This window comes from Cupriavidus sp. FW305-3-2-15-C-LB2 (assembly GCF_058787575.1).
The window spans coordinates 59,705-75,063 of the sequence record NZ_JBYSZW010000016.1 but is presented as its reverse complement, the minus strand read 5'-3'; the positions used below and the strand labels follow the sequence as shown (position 1 = coordinate 75,063).

Genomic DNA, 15,359 nt, shown 5'->3' with positions numbered 1-15,359 from the left:
GGCGCAGCATGACCCGGCGCCATCATCGAATCGTTATCGCGGCTGCCAGCGTGGGCCGGCCGCGCGTATCCGGGGGAAGTGAGTATGGAATTTCTGGGTGAAGTGGATCCTTGCGGCACCGGCACGTCGCGCCGGGCATTCCTGGCCGGCTCGGCCGCGCTGGCGGGCAGCACCGTATTGCCTGCCGTCGGCCAGGAACTGGCGCAGGAGCCGGCGCAATCCGGACGCGCAGGGCTGGCGCATTCGTCCGCGGGCATGGTCACCAGCCCGCATGGACTGGCCAGCCAGGCGGGGCTGGAGGTATTGAAGGCCGGGGGCAACGCCATCGAGGCGGCGATTGCCATCGGCGCGGTGCTGAGCGTGACATACCCGCATTTTACCGGCCTGGGGGGCGACGCCTTCCTGGTGGTCAGCGACCGCGGCGGCAATGTGCGCACGTTCTCCGGCATCGGCCAGGCGGCGTCCGAGATCTCGGGCTATGCCGGCACGATTCCGCTGCGGGGCCCGGCAGCGGCACTCACTGCCGCCGCCACCGTTGCGATCTGGGACCGCGCCTTTGCCTTCAGCCGGGACCAGTGGGGCGGCACGCAGTCGTGGTCGGCGCTGCTGGCGCGGGCCACCGAGTACGCCGCCAACGGATTCCCGGTCACGCCGTCACAGTGCTTCTGGCAGGAGTTCCGCTCGGCGGACCTGTCAGGCTGGGATGGCTTCGGACAGGTCTTCATGCCAGACGGGCGCATGCCCAGGCCCGGCCAAATGTTCCGCCAGCCTGAGCTGGCCCGCACCCTGGACCGGGTGGCGACACAGGGCGGGCGCGAATTCTACGAGGGCGACCTCGCCGGTCGCCTTGCCGCCGGGCTGGCCAAGGCCGGCTCGCCGTTGCGCGAACAGGACCTGGCGCGCTGCCAGGCGCGCGAAGAAGTGCCGCTGCGCGTGGCCTACCGCGACGGCGAACTGCTCGGCCTGCGTCCGCCCACGCAAGGCGTGACCACGCTGGAGATCATGGGCATCCTCGACCGGTTCGATCTGTCCGGTATCCAGGAAGGCAGCGCAGACTATTACCACCTGCTGGTCGAGGCCGTGAAGCTGGCGTTCCTGGACCGCAACCGCTACGTCGCCGATCCCGATTTTGTCGACGTGCCGCTGGAGCGGCTGTTGTCCAGGTCCAATCTCGACGCCCACGCGCGCCGCATCCGCATGGACCGCGCCATGGCGTGGCCGCATGTGTTCAAGCCCGGCGACACCGTCTACATCGGCGCCGCCGACCGCGAGGGCCGCTGCGTGAGCATGCTGCAGACCGTCTATTTCGACTGGGGCAGCGGCCTGGTCGTCGGCGACACGGGGGTGCTCTGGCACAACCGCGGCGCATCGTTCAGCCTCGATCCCGCCAGCCCCAACGTGCTGCGCGGCGGCAAGCGGCCATTCCATACCCTCAATCCCGGCATCTACCTCAAGCAGGGCCGGCCGCACCTGCTGTACGGCACGCAAGGCGCCGACGGCCAGCCGCAGACACTGGCCGCGGTGCTGACACGGATGATCGACTACGGCATGGATCCGCTGACGGCTCTGCGCCGCCCGCGCTTCCTGCTGGGCAAGACCTTCTCGGACAGCCGCGACAGCCTCAAGCTGGAACAGGATGCCGGCCTGCCGGTGTTCAACGAGCTTGCCGCGCGCGGCCATCAACTGAGCCCGATCCCTGCGCAAAGCCAGCTGGCCGGTCACCCGGGCGCGATCCGGATCGATACCGGCGGGCAGCTTAGCGGCGCGCACGACCCGCGCAGCGATGGCCGGGCGCTGGGGGTATAGCGCGCGGCGCCCGGCGCCGGCGGCGCTTCCCGGTGACGCTGCGTTGTACCGGTGCGTCACCCAAAGAAAGAGCCCTCGGCCAGGGAGGACGAGGGCCACAAGTGGTAGCGGGCGAGTCGCAGTACGCCCGCATACCATGATGGTGCCGCTACGCGATCCGGGCATCCCCAATTCTGGGGATGTTGCTTTCCACTGCGCGCTGATAGCACCAACCATCAATGGAGCAAAGGGACGTGCAATTCCCTGAAATCGAACGCGTCCGATTTGTCATTGATGCCATGAATGGTCAGGACGGCATCGTGGGTCATCGCCAGCTGCAGGCCTGCGGCAATCGCGGCATCGCGTGACGGGTAGACCGGTCCCGGGTTGTCGGGGTCGTATTCCAGGGCCCACTGCGCGTCTCGGGTGAGGATGACCTCGATGGACTTGATTGGCATCGCCAACTCCGTTTCTTGTGGACGATGTGCGGTCGCGCCGGCGTGGAGAAAGGGCCTGGCAACGGGGAGCCGGTGCCAGGCGTCCGCCTGTGGAGCACTGTGATGCTGATGCCGTGCATGGCCCGGCCTGCAGCGATTCCAGCGTAGGCCAGGGCTGGGGACATGACTGTAAACAACTGCAAAGGCTGCGGTGCGATTTGGTTACCGTCCTGGAAAACAGATGGCGGGGTATCCGCTGCCAAAGAAAAAACCCGCGAAGCCTTCGGCTATCGCGGGTTTCTAGACCTGCAGGTGCTGCATCGGACTGAATACTGGTGGAGCCGGCGGGAATCGAACCCGCGTCCGTAAGCCCTCCACAGAGAGTTCTACATACTTAGTTCTGTCATTTGATTTAACCGGCGCATCGCGGACGAACACGCTCTACGACGGCGAGTCACTAGGTTTTCGTCCCCGGCTTCGTGACCCTTCCGGAGCTTATCTGACGTAAATGACCTCGCGTGGTCTTGCGACCCTAGCCCGTCAGCGAGCCAGTGCGAGGACGGCCGCAATTAAGCGGCCAGTGCGTAACGTTCGTCGTTAGCAGTTATTGCATTCCCATTGATTAACGAGGTGACGGGTCCTCGGTATGCCCTCCACTGCTTTGTAACCCACGTCGAAACCAGGTCGGCCCCAGTGAGGAAGCTGGATTGTACCCGGTTGGACGCAAGCTGTCGCGGGGAGTTCCGGGAACGGCCAGGATACCCCTGCGACACAATCAGGCGACCACGGCGGGCAACAGCAGCGGGATCAGCTCGGCCGGGTGGCGGATCAGGTGGTCGGCGCCCCAGGTCTCGGGCGGCTCGGCGTCGCCGCAATAGCCATAGGCGGCTGTGACGGTGATCATGCCGGCGGCCTTGCCGGCCTGGATGTCGCGCAGGTCATCGCCCACATAGACGCACTGGCGCGGGTCGACGCCGGCGCTTGCCGCGGCATGCAGCAGCGGGGCGGGGTGCGGCTTGGCGTGGGGCGTGGTGTCGCCGCTGACGACCGCGCTGGCGCGCGGGGCCAGGCCGATCGCGGCGACCAACGGCACGGTGAAGCGGGCGATCTTGTTGGTGACGATGCCCCACGGGATGCCCGCTGCCTCGAGCGCGGCCAGCACTTGCGGCATGCCGTCGAACAGGCGCGTGTGCACCGCGATGTCGGCCTCGTAGTAGTCCAGGAAGACATCGCGCAGCGCCGGGAACTCTGCATCCTCCGGACGCAGGCCGAAGGCTGCACCCAGCAGTCCACGCGCGCCGTGCGAGGCGACGGGACGCAGTTTTTCATAGGCCACCGGCGCCTGGCCGCGCTCGACGACCAGCCGGTTGGCCGCCGCCGCCAGGTCCGGCGCGGTATCTGCCAGCGTGCCGTCGAGGTCGAAGAAGACCCCTGCGATGCCGGCGCTCATGCTGCCACCCGGCGGAACGCCATCATGTAGTTCACATCGGTGTCGCTGCCCAGCGCATACACCTGCGACAGCGGGTTGTAGGTCATGCCGCGCATTTCCACCAGGTCCAGCCTGGCCTGGCGGGCAAAGCGCGCGAGCTCGGACGGCGTGATGAACTTGTCGTAGTCGTGCGTGCCGCGCGGCAGCATGTTGAGCACATACTCCGCGCCGACGATGGCCAGCAGGTAGGCCTTCAGGTTGCGGTTGATGGTCGAGAAGAACACATAGCCGCCGGGCTTGACCAGCGTGGCACAGGCTTGCACGATCGACGCCGGATCCGGCACGTGCTCCAGCATCTCCATGCAGGTCACCACATCGACGCTGGCCGGTTCACGTGCGGCCAGCGCTTCTGCGGCGATCTCTTCGTAGGTCACGGCAACCCCGGTCTCCAGGCTGTGCAGGTCCGCTACCTTCAGTGCCTTGGTCGAGAGATCGATACCGCGCACCGTGGCGCCCAGGCGTGCCATGCTTTCGGACAGGATGCCGCCGCCGCAACCCACGTCGACCACGCGCTTGCCGGCCAGACCGGCGATGCCGTCGATCCAGCGCAGGCGCAGCGGGTTCAGCTCATGCAGCGGCTTGAACTCGCTTTCCGGGTCCCACCAGCGGTGGGCCAGTTCGCTGAACTTGTCGATTTCCTTCGGATCGGCATTGCCGCGCGGCAGGTCCTGATTGGCGGCGCCGGCTGCGGAAAGGGTTTGCGATTGCAACGTCATCGTATGCGGGGCCGGCGGCACTAGCCGCGCCGGCGGTGTGAAGGGAAGAGAGGGACAGTCCGGGCAACTGTACCAAAAAAAAAGCCCAGCTTGCGCTGGGCCTTTCGTCGTCGGAAAGAATCCGATTAACGTGCGCTGCGGGTGCCGACCACTTCGACTTCCACGCGGCGGTTCGGCTGCTGGCAGGCGATCTGGGACTTGCGGTTGCCCTTGCACGACTTCGGATCGACCTTCAGCTGGCGCTTGCCCTTGCCTTCGGTGTAGACGCGGTTGGCTTCAACGCCCTTGCTCACCAGGTAAGCCTTGACCGATTCAGCACGACGGATCGACAGGCGATCGTTGTACTTGTCCGAACCGAACGAGTCGGTGTGGCCAACGGCGATGATGACTTCCAGGGTGATGCCTTGCAGCTTCGAGACCAGGTCGTCCAGCTTGGCCTTGCCTTCCGGCTTCAGGACAGCCTTGTCGAAGTCGAACAGGGTGTCAGCAGCGAAAGTGACCTTCTCGCTCGAGACGACCGGAGGAGCCACCGGAGCCGGTGCCGGTGCCGGTGCGGCCGGGGCCAGGGCGCCGTCGCACAGCGCGTTGGCGGTGGCCGGGGTCCAGGAGCTGTCGCGCCAGCAGAGCTCGTTCGTGCCATTCTTCCACACGTACTCGCTCGTACCGTTGCCCCAGTTGTCGTTCACTGCCTTCTTTTCATAAGGGACGGACTGAGCTTGAGCGGATGCAGCCATTACTGCGGTAGCTGCAACGAGCGCGAGCTTGGCAAATTTTTTCATATTTCTCCTCTCAGGATGAGATCACCGCAGGGTTACTGCGAGCAAATGGACGAAAACAAGTCATACATTCTTCGGAGTATAACATTCTCGATGTGGTGGATGCTCCACTTCGAACAATGTCTGGCTCTTCGCTGGGGAATTGTGCCACAAGGGTCGTTTCCTAAGAAGTAAATATATTCGATTCGCCGCATGGGTTTTGGGCCTGTGGTGTTTGTGCAACATAGGTCTTGTGTCGCCCGCAAAGCCTTGTGGCATCAGGGATTCCGGGTTTCAGCGAGGGCCTCGGGAGGTGTGCGCAAGGGCTGTCCGGAGAGCGGCAGGCGGGGGGTGGCGGCATGTTAGAATGACACGTTGCCCAGCCGTCAGGCGCCCACTGTGCCGCGCGCTAAAGGGCCTGTCATTCGCTTAAACCTGCCGCATAAACCACGCCGCAATGGATCCATTCGCAAAAGAAACCCTTCCGGTCTCCCTCGAAGAGGAAATGCGCCGCTCCTATCTCGATTACGCCATGAGCGTGATCGTGGGCCGGGCGCTTCCTGATGTGCGGGACGGCCTGAAACCGGTGCACCGGCGCGTGCTGTTTGCGATGCACGAGCTTAACAACGACTGGAACCGACCCTACAAGAAGTCGGCCCGTATCGTCGGTGATGTGATCGGTAAGTATCACCCGCACGGCGATACCGCAGTCTACGACACCATCGTCCGCATGGCGCAGGACTTCTCGCTGCGCTACATGCTGGTCGACGGCCAGGGTAATTTCGGTTCGGTCGACGGCGATAACGCCGCGGCCATGCGTTATACCGAAATCCGCCTGGCGAAAATCGCCCACGAGATGCTGTTCGACATCGACAAGGAAACCGTCGATTTCGACAGCAACTACGACGGCTCTGAAAAAGAGCCTTCGATCCTGCCGGCGCGTATTCCCAATCTGCTAATCAACGGTTCGTCCGGTATTGCGGTGGGCATGGCCACCAATATCCCGCCGCATAACCTGAATGAAATCGTCGATGGCTGTCTGCACCTGCTGCGCAACCCGCAGGCGACGGTGGATGAACTGATTGAATTGATTCCGGCGCCTGATTTTCCGACCGCCGGGATTATCTATGGCATCCAGGGCGTTCGCGAAGGCTATCGCACCGGCCGCGGCCGCGTGGTGATGCGGGCCAAGACGCACTTCGAGGACATCGACCGCGGCCAGCGCCAGGCGATCATCGTCGACGAGCTGCCCTACCAGGTCAACAAGCGCACCTTGCTCGAACGCATCGCCGAACTGGTCACTGAAAAGAAGATCGAGGGCATTTCCGACATCCGCGACGAGTCGGACAAGTCCGGCATGCGCGTGGTGATCGAGCTCAAGCGCAACGAGGTGCCCGAGGTTGTTCTCAACAACCTATATAAGAACACCCAGCTGCAGGACACCTTCGGCATGAACATGGTGGCGCTGGTCGACCGCCAGCCGCGCCTGCTGAACCTGCGCCAGATGCTGGAGTACTTCCTGGCGCACCGGCGAGAAGTCGTCACCCGCCGCACGGTATTCGAGCTGCGCAAGGCGCGCGAGCGCGGCCACGTGCTGGAAGGCCTGGCCGTCGCGCTGGCCAACATCGACGAATTCATCGCCATCATCAAGGCCGCACCGACTCCGCCGATCGCCAAGCAGGAACTGATGGCGAAGGCATGGGATTCGGCCCTGGTCCGCGAAATGCTTGCGCGCGCCGAAGGCGAGACCCCGGGCGGCCGCGCCTCCTATCGTCCGGACGGGCTGCCGCCGGTGTTCGGCATGCAGGCAGACGGCCTGTACCGCCTGTCGGATGGCCAGGCGCAGGAAATCCTGCAAATGCGCCTGCAACGCCTCACCGGGCTCGAACAGGACAAGATCGTCCAGGAATATCGCGACATCATGGCGGTAATCACCGACCTGCTGGATATCCTGGCGCGGCCGGAGCGTATTACTGCAATCATCGTCGACGAACTCACCGCTATCCGCGCCGAATTCGGCGATGAGCGCCGTTCGCAGATCGAGCTGAACGCGACCGAGCTGGACACCGAAGACCTGATCACCCCGCAGGACATGGTGGTCACGCTGTCGCACAGCGGCTATATGAAGAGCCAGCCGATTTCCGAGTACCGCGCGCAAAAGCGTGGCGGACGCGGCAAGCAGGCGGCAGCGACCAAGGAAGACGACTGGATTGACACGCTGTTCGTGGCCAATACCCACGACTACATCCTGTGCTTCTCCAACCGCGGCCGGCTCTACTGGCTGAAGGTGTATGAGGTGCCGCAGGGCTCGCGCAACTCGCGCGGGCGCCCGATCGTCAACATGTTCCCGCTGTCCGAAGGCGAGAAGATCAATGTGATCCTGCCGGTCAAGCAGTTTGACGCCGAGCACTTCATCTTTATGGCCACCGCCCGCGGCACGGTCAAGAAGACCGCGCTGACCGAGTTCTCCAATCCGCGCAAGGCCGGCATCATCGCGGTCGACCTGGACGAGGGCGACTACCTGATCGGCGCGGCCGTGACCGACGGCCAGCACGATGTGATGCTGTTCTCCGATGCCGGCAAGGCCGTGCGCTTCGACGAGAACGACGTGCGTCCGATGGGCCGCCAGGCGCGCGGCGTGCGCGGCATGAACCTGGAAGACGGCCAGACCGTGATCGCCATGCTGGTGGCGCCGGCCGAGACCGCCGAAGAGGCTGAGGCGGGCATGCGCGGCAGCGTGCTGACCGCGACCGAGAACGGCTACGGCAAGCGCACCCCCATTGCTGAGTACACTCGACACGGTCGCGGCACCAAGGGCATGATTGCGATCCAGACGAGCGAGCGCAATGGCCGTGTGGTGGCGGCAGCACTGGTTTCGCCCGAGGATGAGATCATGCTGATCACCACCGGTGGCGTGCTGATCCGTACCCGCGTGGCTGAAATCCGCGAAATGGGCCGCGCCACGCAGGGTGTCACGCTGATCAACGTTGACGAAGGCACCAAGTTGTCCGGGCTGCAGCGCATCGTCGAAAGCGATGCCGATAACGGTGCCGGTGGCGACGAGGCTGAAGACGCCGACGGTGCAGAAGGTGCTGCCGGGGCCGACTTGGACGCTAATCCGTAAGACAAATCGTAAATTGTTGCAACAATAGGACGCCCGCCGGAACTCGCGTCGCGGCTGTCCGGACTAAAACGGACGTATTTACCAGGGAGTCACAATGCTCAAAACCTATCGACGTATCGCAGTTCTGGCCGCTTTCGTTCCGACCTTCATGATGGCGCAGCACGCCCATGCGCAGGATGCGGAAAAGACAGCAGCCATCAAGGAACTGCTTTCCGTCATGCAGGCAGACCAGGCTGTCAAGGGCCAGGCCGAAAACTGGCAGCAAGGCGCCAAGCAGGAAGCTCCGCTAGTGCTGGAACAAGTGCTGGTCGAGAACAAGACCCTGAACGACAAGCAGAAGCAGGCCGCTGTCGAAAAGCTGAAGAAGAACGGCGCGGTCCAGCGCATGGTTGACGGCGCCGGCTCGGCCTTCAGCACCGATGGCTTCCGCAAGGACGCGATCCAGGCGCACTACGATGCCTTCGGCAAGTACTACTCGACGGCGGAACTCAAGGACCTGACCACCTTCCTGAAGTCGCCGACCGGCCAGAAGTTCATGGCCAACCAGGGCAAGGCGACCCAGGAGATCTGGGGTTCGATGATGCAGAAGTACGGCCCGCAGGTCGGCAAGTCGATGCGCGACGCCGCAGAGAAGGAAATCACCGCCGCTTCGAAGTGATGCTGGCGTGATCCGCCACTGAATCAGACCGCCGTCCGCCTGCAGCCTTGCAGGCAAGTGCGGCCCCGGGGCCTGGCCCCGGGTGCCCAACGGGGCGCGGGTTTGAGGGATAATGGCTGCTTGGGTAACACCGGCAGCCATTTTTCCATTCCCCGTCTCATGAACGATCCCCAGAATCCCGCTCTTGCCGGCATGATGCAGCGTGCATTAGCCGAACGTGTCTACAACTTCTCCCCTGGCCCGGCGGCGCTGCCCGCCGAAGTGCTGCAGCAGGCTGCCGAGGAGATGCTGTCCTGGCACGGGACCGGGGTTTCGGTGATGGAAATGAGCCACCGCAGCCGCGAATTCGAAAGCATCCATAACGAAGCGATCGCTGACCTGCGCGAGTTGCTGCACATCCCCGCCAATTTCAAGGTGCTGTTCCTGCAAGGTGGCGCCATTGGCGAAAACGCCATCGTGCCGCTGAACCTGATGCGGCTGCGCAGCGCCGAGCAGCCCAAGGCCGATTTCGTCGTCACCGGCACCTGGTCGGTCAAGACCGAGCAGGAAGCCCGCCGCTATGGCGCGGTCAATATCGCGGCCACCAGCGAGGCGGAGAAATTCCACCGCATCCCCGACATTGCTGACTGGAAGCTGTCGGACGATGCCGGCTACGTGCACCTGTGCACCAACGAGACCATCGTCGGCGTGGAGTTTCAGGACATTCCCGATATCGGCCAGGTCAAGGGCGACCGCGTGGTGGTGGCGGATGCTTCCAGCCATATCCTGTCGCGCCCGATCGACTGGTCGCGCGTGCAGGTGGTCTACGGCGGCGCGCAGAAGAATATCGGCCCGGCCGGCGTCACCATCGTGATCGTGCGCGACGACCTGATCGGCCATGCCCACCCGCTGTGCCCGTCGGCATTCAACTGGCGCCTGGTGGCCGAGCACAACTCGATGTACAACACGCCGCCGACCTATGCGATCTATATCGCCGGCCTGGTCTTCAAGTGGCTCAAGCGCCAGGGCGGCGTGCCCGCGATCGAGCAGCGCAATATCGCCAAGGCGTCGGCGCTGTACAACTACCTGGACCAGAGCGATTTCTATCGCAACGAGATCCATCCGAGCTGCCGCTCGCGCATGAACGTGCCGTTCTTCCTGGGCGACGAATCGCGCAATGAAGTGTTCCTGCAACAGGCGCGGGCCAACGGCCTGGTGCAACTCAAGGGACACAAGACCGTTGGCGGCATGCGCGCCAGCATCTATAACGCGATGCCGCTGGAAGGCGTGATGGCGCTGGTCGATTTCATGCGCGAGTTCGAGCGTACGTCCGCCTGACGCGCATTCCCGCTGGCTGCCCGCGCACCTCAGGCACAGTGCGCCGGCAGGCAGAGGTCAGTTTTTCTCCGGCCGCCGCGCCCCGGCGGCCCACCGGATTCATACAAAATGACAAGCCAAGACCGCACCCCCGCGCGCGAGGAGACGCCGCCCAACGAGCAGCAGAACGACAGCCACCTGAGCGAAGCCGAGCGCAAGCTGTCGGTCGAGCTGAGCCCGCTGCGCGAGCAGATCGACACCGTTGACCGCGAACTGCTGGCGATGCTGAACCGCCGCGCCAAACTGGCACTCGAGGTCGGTGAGGTCAAGAAGAAGTACGGTGCGCCGGTGTTCCGCCCGGAGCGCGAGCTGCAGGTGATCCGCAAGGTGCAGGGCGCCAACCCCGGCCCGCTGCTGGGCGAAAGCGTTGCGGCGATCTGGCGCGAGGTGATGTCCGCCTGCCGCGGGCTGGAAAAGCCGCTGGAAGTGGCTTTCCTCGGCCCGGCCGGCACGTTCTCCGAGCAGGCGCTGTATGCGCACTTCGGCCATGAGGTGTCGGGCGTGCCTTGCCCGAGCATCGACGAGGTGTTCCGTGCCGTCGAGGCGGGCACGGTCGAGTACGGCGTGGTGCCGGTCGAGAACTCCACCGAGGGCGCGGTGTCGCGCACGCTCGACCTGTTCCTGCAGACCTCGCTGAAGATCAGCGGCGAGATCGCGCTCAAGGTGCACCACAACCTGATGGCATCCACGCCCGACATGCAGGGCGTCACGGTGGTGCGCGCGCATGCGCAGGCACTGGCGCAGTGCCAGCACTGGCTGACCGCCAACTATCCGCACCTGGAGCGCCAGGCGGTGTCGAGCAATGCCGAGGCCGCGCGCATGGCCAGCGAAGATCCGACCGTGGCCGCGATTGCCGGCGAGTCCGCCGCCAACCGCTATCACCTGCATATCGTGCGCACGCATATCCAGGACGATCCGCACAATCGCACGCGCTTTGCCGTGATTGGCCGCTATGAGACCGAGCCGTCGGGCAGCGACCAGACCTCGATGATCCTGTCGGTACCTAACAAGGCCGGCGCGGTGTACCAGCTGCTGGCGCCGCTGGCGGAGAACGGTGTGTCGATGTGCCGCTTCGAGTCGCGCCCGGCGCGCAGCGGCGCGTGGGAGTACTACTTCTACGTCGATGTGGAAGGGCACCAGCATGAGCCGGCAGTGGCGCGCGCCATCGAAGAGCTGCGGCGCAACGCGGCTTACCTGAAGGTGCTGGGCTCGTATCCGTCGAGCAAGTAAGGCAGCCAGGCAAGAACAAGGAGACGAGATGGCAGAGCAGGGTAAGCAAGGCGGCACGGTGTTCGGACCCGGCTATGTGCGGGCGATTTCGCCGTACGTGGCCGGCAAGCCGATTTCGGAAGTCGCGCGCGAGTTCGGCCTGGACGAGGCCGGCATCGTCAAGCTCGCCTCCAATGAGAATCCGCTCGGCATGCCCGAGTCGGCCCGCCGCGCGGTGGCCGATGCGGTGGCTGAACTCGGCCGCTACCCGGATTCCAACGGCTTTGCGTTGAAGGGCGAGCTGTCGGCGCGCTTCGGCGTGCCCGCCGACTGGCTGACGCTGGGCAATGGCAGCAACGACATCCTGGAGCTGGCCGCGCATGCGCTGGTGGAGCCGGGTCAGTCGATCGTCTATGCCGAGTACTCGTTCGCGGTCTACGCGCTGGCCACGCAGGAGATCGGCGCACGCGCCATCGAAGTGCCCGCGCGCGACTACGGCCATGATCTGGAGGCGATGGCCGCGGCGATCGCGCCCGATACGCGCCTGGTCTTTATCGCCAACCCGAACAACCCGACCGGCACGTTCGTGCCGGCCGCGCAGATCGAAGCCTTCCTGCAGCGGGTGCCGGCCAATGTGGTGGTGGTGCTGGACGAGGCGTACAACGAATACCTGGATGCCGACCAGCAATACGATTCGCTCGCCTGGGTGCGCCGCTACCCGAACCTGATGGTGTCGCGCACGTTCTCCAAGGCCTATGGCCTGGCGGGCCTGCGCATCGGCTACGCGGTGGCGCAGCCGGAGCTGTCGGACCTGCTGAACCGCATCCGCCAGCCGTTCAACGTCAACAGCGTGGCGCAGGCCGCGGCCATCGCCGCGCTGGGCGATGCCGGGTTCCTGCGCCGCAGCGCCGAGCTGAACCGTGCCGGCAAGCGCCAGCTGACCGATGCCTTCGACCGGCTCGGGCTGGAATACGTGCCGTCGTCCGGCAACTTCGTGATGGTGCGCGTGGGCGATGACGACGGCGCCGGCGCGCGCGTCAACCTGGCGTTGCTGAAGCAGGGCGTGATCGTGCGGCCGGTGGGCAACTACAACCTGCCGCGCTGGCTGCGCGTGACCATCGGCCTGGCCGAGGAGAACGCGGCCTTCATCGCGGCGCTGGAGCGGGCGCTGGCGTGAGCGCGGCTACAATCGCGGCGTTTCGCTGCAGGCTGCTTGCCTGCCTCGTTGCCAATCATCGATTTACCTCGGCCTGGTCCGAGCCACTGCCCCTAGCGGCCTGAGATTGTGAGTGCATTGCATTTTTCCCGTGTTGTCATTGTCGGTGTCGGCCTGATCGGCGGCTCGCTCGCGCTGGCGCTCAGGCGCGCCGGCGTGGTGGGCACGGTGGTCGGGGTGGGGCGCTCGCCGGCGTCGCTGCAGAAGGCGCTGGACCTTGGCGTGATCGACGAGGCCGCGACGCTGGCGGATGCCGCGCGCGGCGCCAGCGTGATCGTGCTGTGCGCGCCGGTGGCGCAGAACTTTGCGCTGCTGCACGCGCTGGAGCCGCACCTGCAGCCGGGCACCATCGTCACCGATGCCGGCAGCACCAAGTCAGACGTGATCATGGCGGCCAAGACGGCGCTCGGCGACAAGGTCGCGCAGTTCGTGCCGGCACACCCGATCGCCGGGCGCGAGCTCAACGGCGTGGAGGCGGCGCTGCCGGACCTGTACCTCGGCAAGAAGACCGTGCTGTGCCCGCTGCAGGAAAACTCGCGCGCCGATGTCGCCGCGGTGCGCGCCATGTGGGAAAGCGCCGGCGCAGAATGCCATGTGATGTCGGCAGTGCAGCACGACGCGGTGTTTGCCGCGGTCAGCCACCTGCCGCACGTGCTGTCGTACGCGCTGGTGGCGCAGGTCGCCAATGCGGAAGATGCCGCGCTGAAGCTGGGCTTCGCCGGCGGCGGTTTCCGCGATTTCACGCGCATCGCGGCCTCGTCGCCGGAAATGTGGCGCGATATCTGCGTGGCCAACCGCGACGCGCTGCTGCGTGAGCTGAATACCTACCAGTCGGTGCTGGCGCACCTGAAGGCGCAGATTGAGAAGGGCGACGGCGACGCGCTCGAACGCATCTTCGCGCGCGCCAGCAAGACCCGGCTGGCCTGGGGCGCAGAGCGTGCCGCGGGCAACCATACCGAACCCTGAACCAATCGCCTGACCGCGGCGCCCCGGCGCCCACGAGAACCATGGAACACCTGACGCTAGGCCCCCTGACCCGCGCCAACGGCACCGTCCGGCTGCCGGGCTCGAAGAGCATCTCCAACCGCGTGCTGCTGCTGGCCGCACTGGCCACGGGCGAGACCCGCGTGCGCGATCTGCTCGATTCCGACGACACCCGCGTGATGCTGCAGGCGTTGCGCACGCTCGGCGTGGCGTGGCGGCAGGAAGGCGACGACTACATTGTCACCGGCGCCGGCGGCAATTTCCCGAACAAGTCGGCCGAGCTCTTCATGGGCAATGCCGGCACCGCGATCCGCCCGCTGACTGCCGCGCTTGCGCTGCAGGGCGGCAACTACAAGCTGTCGGGCGTGCCGCGCATGCATGAGCGGCCAATCGGCGACCTGGTCGACGGCCTGCGCCAGGTGGGCGCCGTGATCGACTACCTTGGCAATGAAGGCTTTCCGCCGTTGCATATCCAGCCGGCCGGCATTCGCATCGATGCGCCGATCCGCGTGCGCGGCGATGTGTCGAGCCAGTTCCTGACCGCGCTGCTGATGAGCCTGCCGATGGCGCAATCCGACAGCGGCCGCATCGAGATCGAGGTGGTGGGCGAGCTGATCTCCAAGCCGTATATCGAGATCACGCTGAACCTGCTGGCGCGCTTCGGCATCAAGATCGAGCGGCAGGGCTGGGAGCGCTTCGTGCTGCCGGCCGGCGCAGCTTACCGCTCGCCGGGCGAGATCTTTGTCGAGGGCGATGCGTCGTCCGCTTCCTACTTCCTGGCGGCCGGCGCGATCGGCGGTGGCCCGGTCCGGGTGGAAGGCGTGGGCATGGCCAGCATCCAGGGCGATGTGCGCTTCGCCGAGGCGCTCAACCGCATGGGCGCCAATGTGATGGCAGGTGACAACTGGATCGAAGTGCGCGGCACGGAACGCGACGACGGGCGCCTGCACGGCATCGAACTGGACTGCAACCATATCCCCGATGCGGCGATGACGCTGGCGGTGGCAGCACTGTTTGCCGAAGGCACGACTACGCTGACCAATATCGCCAGCTGGCGCGTCAAGGAAACGGACCGTATCGCGGCGATGGCGACGGAACTGCGCAAGCTCGGCGCACTCGTGGAAGAGGGGGCAGACTACCTGCGTGTGACGCCGCCGCAGCCGTGGCAGACTCCGGCCGACGGCATTGGCACCTATGATGACCATCGCATGGCGATGTGCTTCTCGCTGGCAGCCTTCGGGCCGCTGCCGGTGCGGATCAATGATCCGGGCTGTGTGGCGAAGACGTTCCCGGATTACTTCAGCGTGTTTGCGGGCGTGACCGGCTAGGCGCCGGCCAGGTTGGCGTGGTTGCGCTGCGCCGGGGCATGATTGCGGGCAGTCCCGGCTTGGCGGCGCTCGCGCTTCTCCCAGTAGCGGTCGAAGAAGTAGTGGGCCACGGTATTGACGGCCGGCTCGATGAAGGTGATGGCACCGCTGATGGCGAGGCTGCCGGTCAGCGCATACGTCACGCTGAACGCGATGCCGAGGTGCATGATGCCGAACGTCAGGGTTTTTGCCATGTTAGATTGCCTCGCGACTGGGACGGGAAGGGCACTGTGCCGCGGCTGCGGTCAAGCGCCATGAATCAA

14 protein-coding genes and 1 other RNA gene are annotated in these 15,359 nt (G+C 65.3%); 9 read left to right on the top strand and 6 right to left on the bottom strand.

Features of this window, described 5'->3' with window-relative positions; all coding sequences use genetic code 11:
* Window positions 1–84: 84 nt before the first annotated feature.
* The gene (locus AC3WRR_RS14210) at window positions 85–1,806 is read left to right on the top strand and encodes a gamma-glutamyltransferase family protein (RefSeq protein WP_058696972.1); all 1,722 of its coding nucleotides are present in this window, start codon (window positions 85–87) and stop codon (window positions 1,804–1,806) included.
* Between the two features lie 215 nt (window positions 1,807–2,021).
* Here AC3WRR_RS14210 and AC3WRR_RS14205 read toward each other — a convergent pair whose 3' ends face one another.
* Window positions 2,022–2,243 carry a hypothetical protein gene (locus AC3WRR_RS14205; protein WP_010812967.1) on the bottom strand — a complete coding sequence of 74 codons (222 nt, stop codon included), beginning with the start codon at window positions 2,241–2,243 and terminating at the stop codon, window positions 2,022–2,024.
* Between the two features lie 162 nt (window positions 2,244–2,405).
* Here AC3WRR_RS14205 and AC3WRR_RS14200 point away from each other — a divergent pair, with 162 nt between their 5' ends.
* The gene (locus tag AC3WRR_RS14200; protein WP_153018154.1) at window positions 2,406–2,591 is read left to right on the top strand and encodes a hypothetical protein; all 186 of its coding nucleotides are present in this window, start codon (window positions 2,406–2,408) and stop codon (window positions 2,589–2,591) included.
* Here AC3WRR_RS14200 and ssrA read toward each other — a convergent pair.
* The 4 genes from ssrA to ompA form a co-directional block, all read right to left on the bottom strand.
* Window positions 2,556–2,914, bottom strand: a transfer-messenger RNA (tmRNA) gene (gene ssrA / locus AC3WRR_RS14195). The genes AC3WRR_RS14200 and ssrA overlap by 36 nt on opposite strands.
* Window positions 2,915–2,997: 83 nt before the next feature.
* Window positions 2,998–3,672 (bottom strand): phosphoglycolate phosphatase, encoded by a 675-nt coding sequence (gene gph, locus AC3WRR_RS14190; RefSeq protein ID WP_010812966.1) that lies wholly within the window; start codon window positions 3,670–3,672, stop codon window positions 2,998–3,000.
* Window positions 3,669–4,427 (bottom strand): bifunctional 2-polyprenyl-6-hydroxyphenol methylase/3-demethylubiquinol 3-O-methyltransferase UbiG, encoded by a 759-nt coding sequence (gene ubiG, locus AC3WRR_RS14185; protein WP_010812965.1) that lies wholly within the window; start codon window positions 4,425–4,427, stop codon window positions 3,669–3,671. The genes gph and ubiG overlap by 4 nt, the downstream gene beginning before the upstream one ends.
* A 125-nt stretch (window positions 4,428–4,552) precedes the next feature.
* Window positions 4,553–5,206 carry an outer membrane protein OmpA gene (ompA, locus tag AC3WRR_RS14180; protein ID WP_010812964.1) on the bottom strand — a complete coding sequence of 218 codons (654 nt, stop codon included), beginning with the start codon at window positions 5,204–5,206 and terminating at the stop codon, window positions 4,553–4,555.
* 433 nt (window positions 5,207–5,639) lie between these two features.
* Between ompA and gyrA the strand changes: the two genes are divergently transcribed.
* The 7 genes from gyrA to aroA all read left to right on the top strand — a co-directional run bounded on the left by gyrA (window position 5,640) and on the right by aroA (window position 15,057).
* Window positions 5,640–8,306 carry a DNA gyrase subunit A gene (gene gyrA / locus AC3WRR_RS14175; RefSeq protein WP_011614697.1) on the top strand — a complete coding sequence of 889 codons (2,667 nt, stop codon included), beginning with the start codon at window positions 5,640–5,642 and terminating at the stop codon, window positions 8,304–8,306.
* 94 nt (window positions 8,307–8,400) lie between these two features.
* Complete coding sequence (locus AC3WRR_RS14170; protein WP_010812962.1) at window positions 8,401–8,964, top strand: DUF2059 domain-containing protein; 564 nt, start codon at window positions 8,401–8,403, stop codon at window positions 8,962–8,964.
* A 159-nt stretch (window positions 8,965–9,123) separates the two neighbouring features.
* The gene (gene serC, locus AC3WRR_RS14165; RefSeq protein WP_051398460.1) at window positions 9,124–10,281 is read left to right on the top strand and encodes a 3-phosphoserine/phosphohydroxythreonine transaminase; all 1,158 of its coding nucleotides are present in this window, start codon (window positions 9,124–9,126) and stop codon (window positions 10,279–10,281) included.
* A gap of 108 nt (window positions 10,282–10,389) precedes the next feature.
* A complete protein-coding gene (gene pheA, locus AC3WRR_RS14160) occupies window positions 10,390–11,550 on the top strand; it encodes a prephenate dehydratase (protein WP_010812960.1) in 1,161 nt (386 codons plus the stop codon).
* Between the two features lie 28 nt (window positions 11,551–11,578).
* Window positions 11,579–12,706, top strand: a complete 1,128-nt coding sequence (gene hisC, locus AC3WRR_RS14155; RefSeq protein ID WP_010812959.1) for a histidinol-phosphate transaminase — start codon at window positions 11,579–11,581, stop codon at window positions 12,704–12,706.
* Between the two features lie 108 nt (window positions 12,707–12,814).
* Complete coding sequence (locus AC3WRR_RS14150) at window positions 12,815–13,711, top strand: prephenate dehydrogenase (RefSeq protein ID WP_011614700.1); 897 nt, start codon at window positions 12,815–12,817, stop codon at window positions 13,709–13,711.
* Between the two features lie 41 nt (window positions 13,712–13,752).
* Window positions 13,753–15,057, top strand: a complete 1,305-nt coding sequence (gene aroA / locus AC3WRR_RS14145) for a 3-phosphoshikimate 1-carboxyvinyltransferase (protein ID WP_439668635.1) — start codon at window positions 13,753–13,755, stop codon at window positions 15,055–15,057.
* Here the strand turns inward: aroA and AC3WRR_RS14140 are convergent.
* A complete protein-coding gene (locus AC3WRR_RS14140; RefSeq protein WP_010812956.1) occupies window positions 15,054–15,290 on the bottom strand; it encodes a DUF2061 domain-containing protein in 237 nt (78 codons plus the stop codon). The genes aroA and AC3WRR_RS14140 overlap by 4 nt on opposite strands.
* Between the last annotated feature and the right edge of the window lie 69 nt (window positions 15,291–15,359).

Excerpts from the sequence above, each read along its gene's own strand:
- AC3WRR_RS14210 (WP_058696972.1), top strand. The coding sequence starts at position 85 with ATGGAATTTCTGGGTGAAGTGGATCCTTGCGGCACCGGCACGTCGCGC.
- serC (WP_051398460.1), top strand. The coding sequence starts at position 9,124 with ATGAACGATCCCCAGAATCCCGCTCTTGCCGGCATGATGCAGCGTGCA.
- AC3WRR_RS14170 (WP_010812962.1), top strand. The coding sequence starts at position 8,401 with ATGCTCAAAACCTATCGACGTATCGCAGTTCTGGCCGCTTTCGTTCCG.
- AC3WRR_RS14205 (WP_010812967.1), bottom strand. The coding sequence starts at position 2,243 with ATGCCAATCAAGTCCATCGAGGTCATCCTCACCCGAGACGCGCAGTGG.
- AC3WRR_RS14200 (WP_153018154.1), top strand. The coding sequence starts at position 2,406 with ATGACTGTAAACAACTGCAAAGGCTGCGGTGCGATTTGGTTACCGTCC.
- gph (WP_010812966.1), bottom strand. The coding sequence starts at position 3,672 with ATGAGCGCCGGCATCGCAGGGGTCTTCTTCGACCTCGACGGCACGCTG.
- hisC (WP_010812959.1), top strand. The coding sequence starts at position 11,579 with ATGGCAGAGCAGGGTAAGCAAGGCGGCACGGTGTTCGGACCCGGCTAT.
- gyrA (WP_011614697.1), top strand. The coding sequence starts at position 5,640 with ATGGATCCATTCGCAAAAGAAACCCTTCCGGTCTCCCTCGAAGAGGAA.
- ubiG (WP_010812965.1), bottom strand. The coding sequence starts at position 4,427 with ATGACGTTGCAATCGCAAACCCTTTCCGCAGCCGGCGCCGCCAATCAG.
- ompA (WP_010812964.1), bottom strand. The coding sequence starts at position 5,206 with ATGAAAAAATTTGCCAAGCTCGCGCTCGTTGCAGCTACCGCAGTAATG.
- pheA (WP_010812960.1), top strand. The coding sequence starts at position 10,390 with ATGACAAGCCAAGACCGCACCCCCGCGCGCGAGGAGACGCCGCCCAAC.
- aroA (WP_439668635.1), top strand. The coding sequence starts at position 13,753 with ATGGAACACCTGACGCTAGGCCCCCTGACCCGCGCCAACGGCACCGTC.
- AC3WRR_RS14140 (WP_010812956.1), bottom strand. The coding sequence starts at position 15,290 with ATGGCAAAAACCCTGACGTTCGGCATCATGCACCTCGGCATCGCGTTC.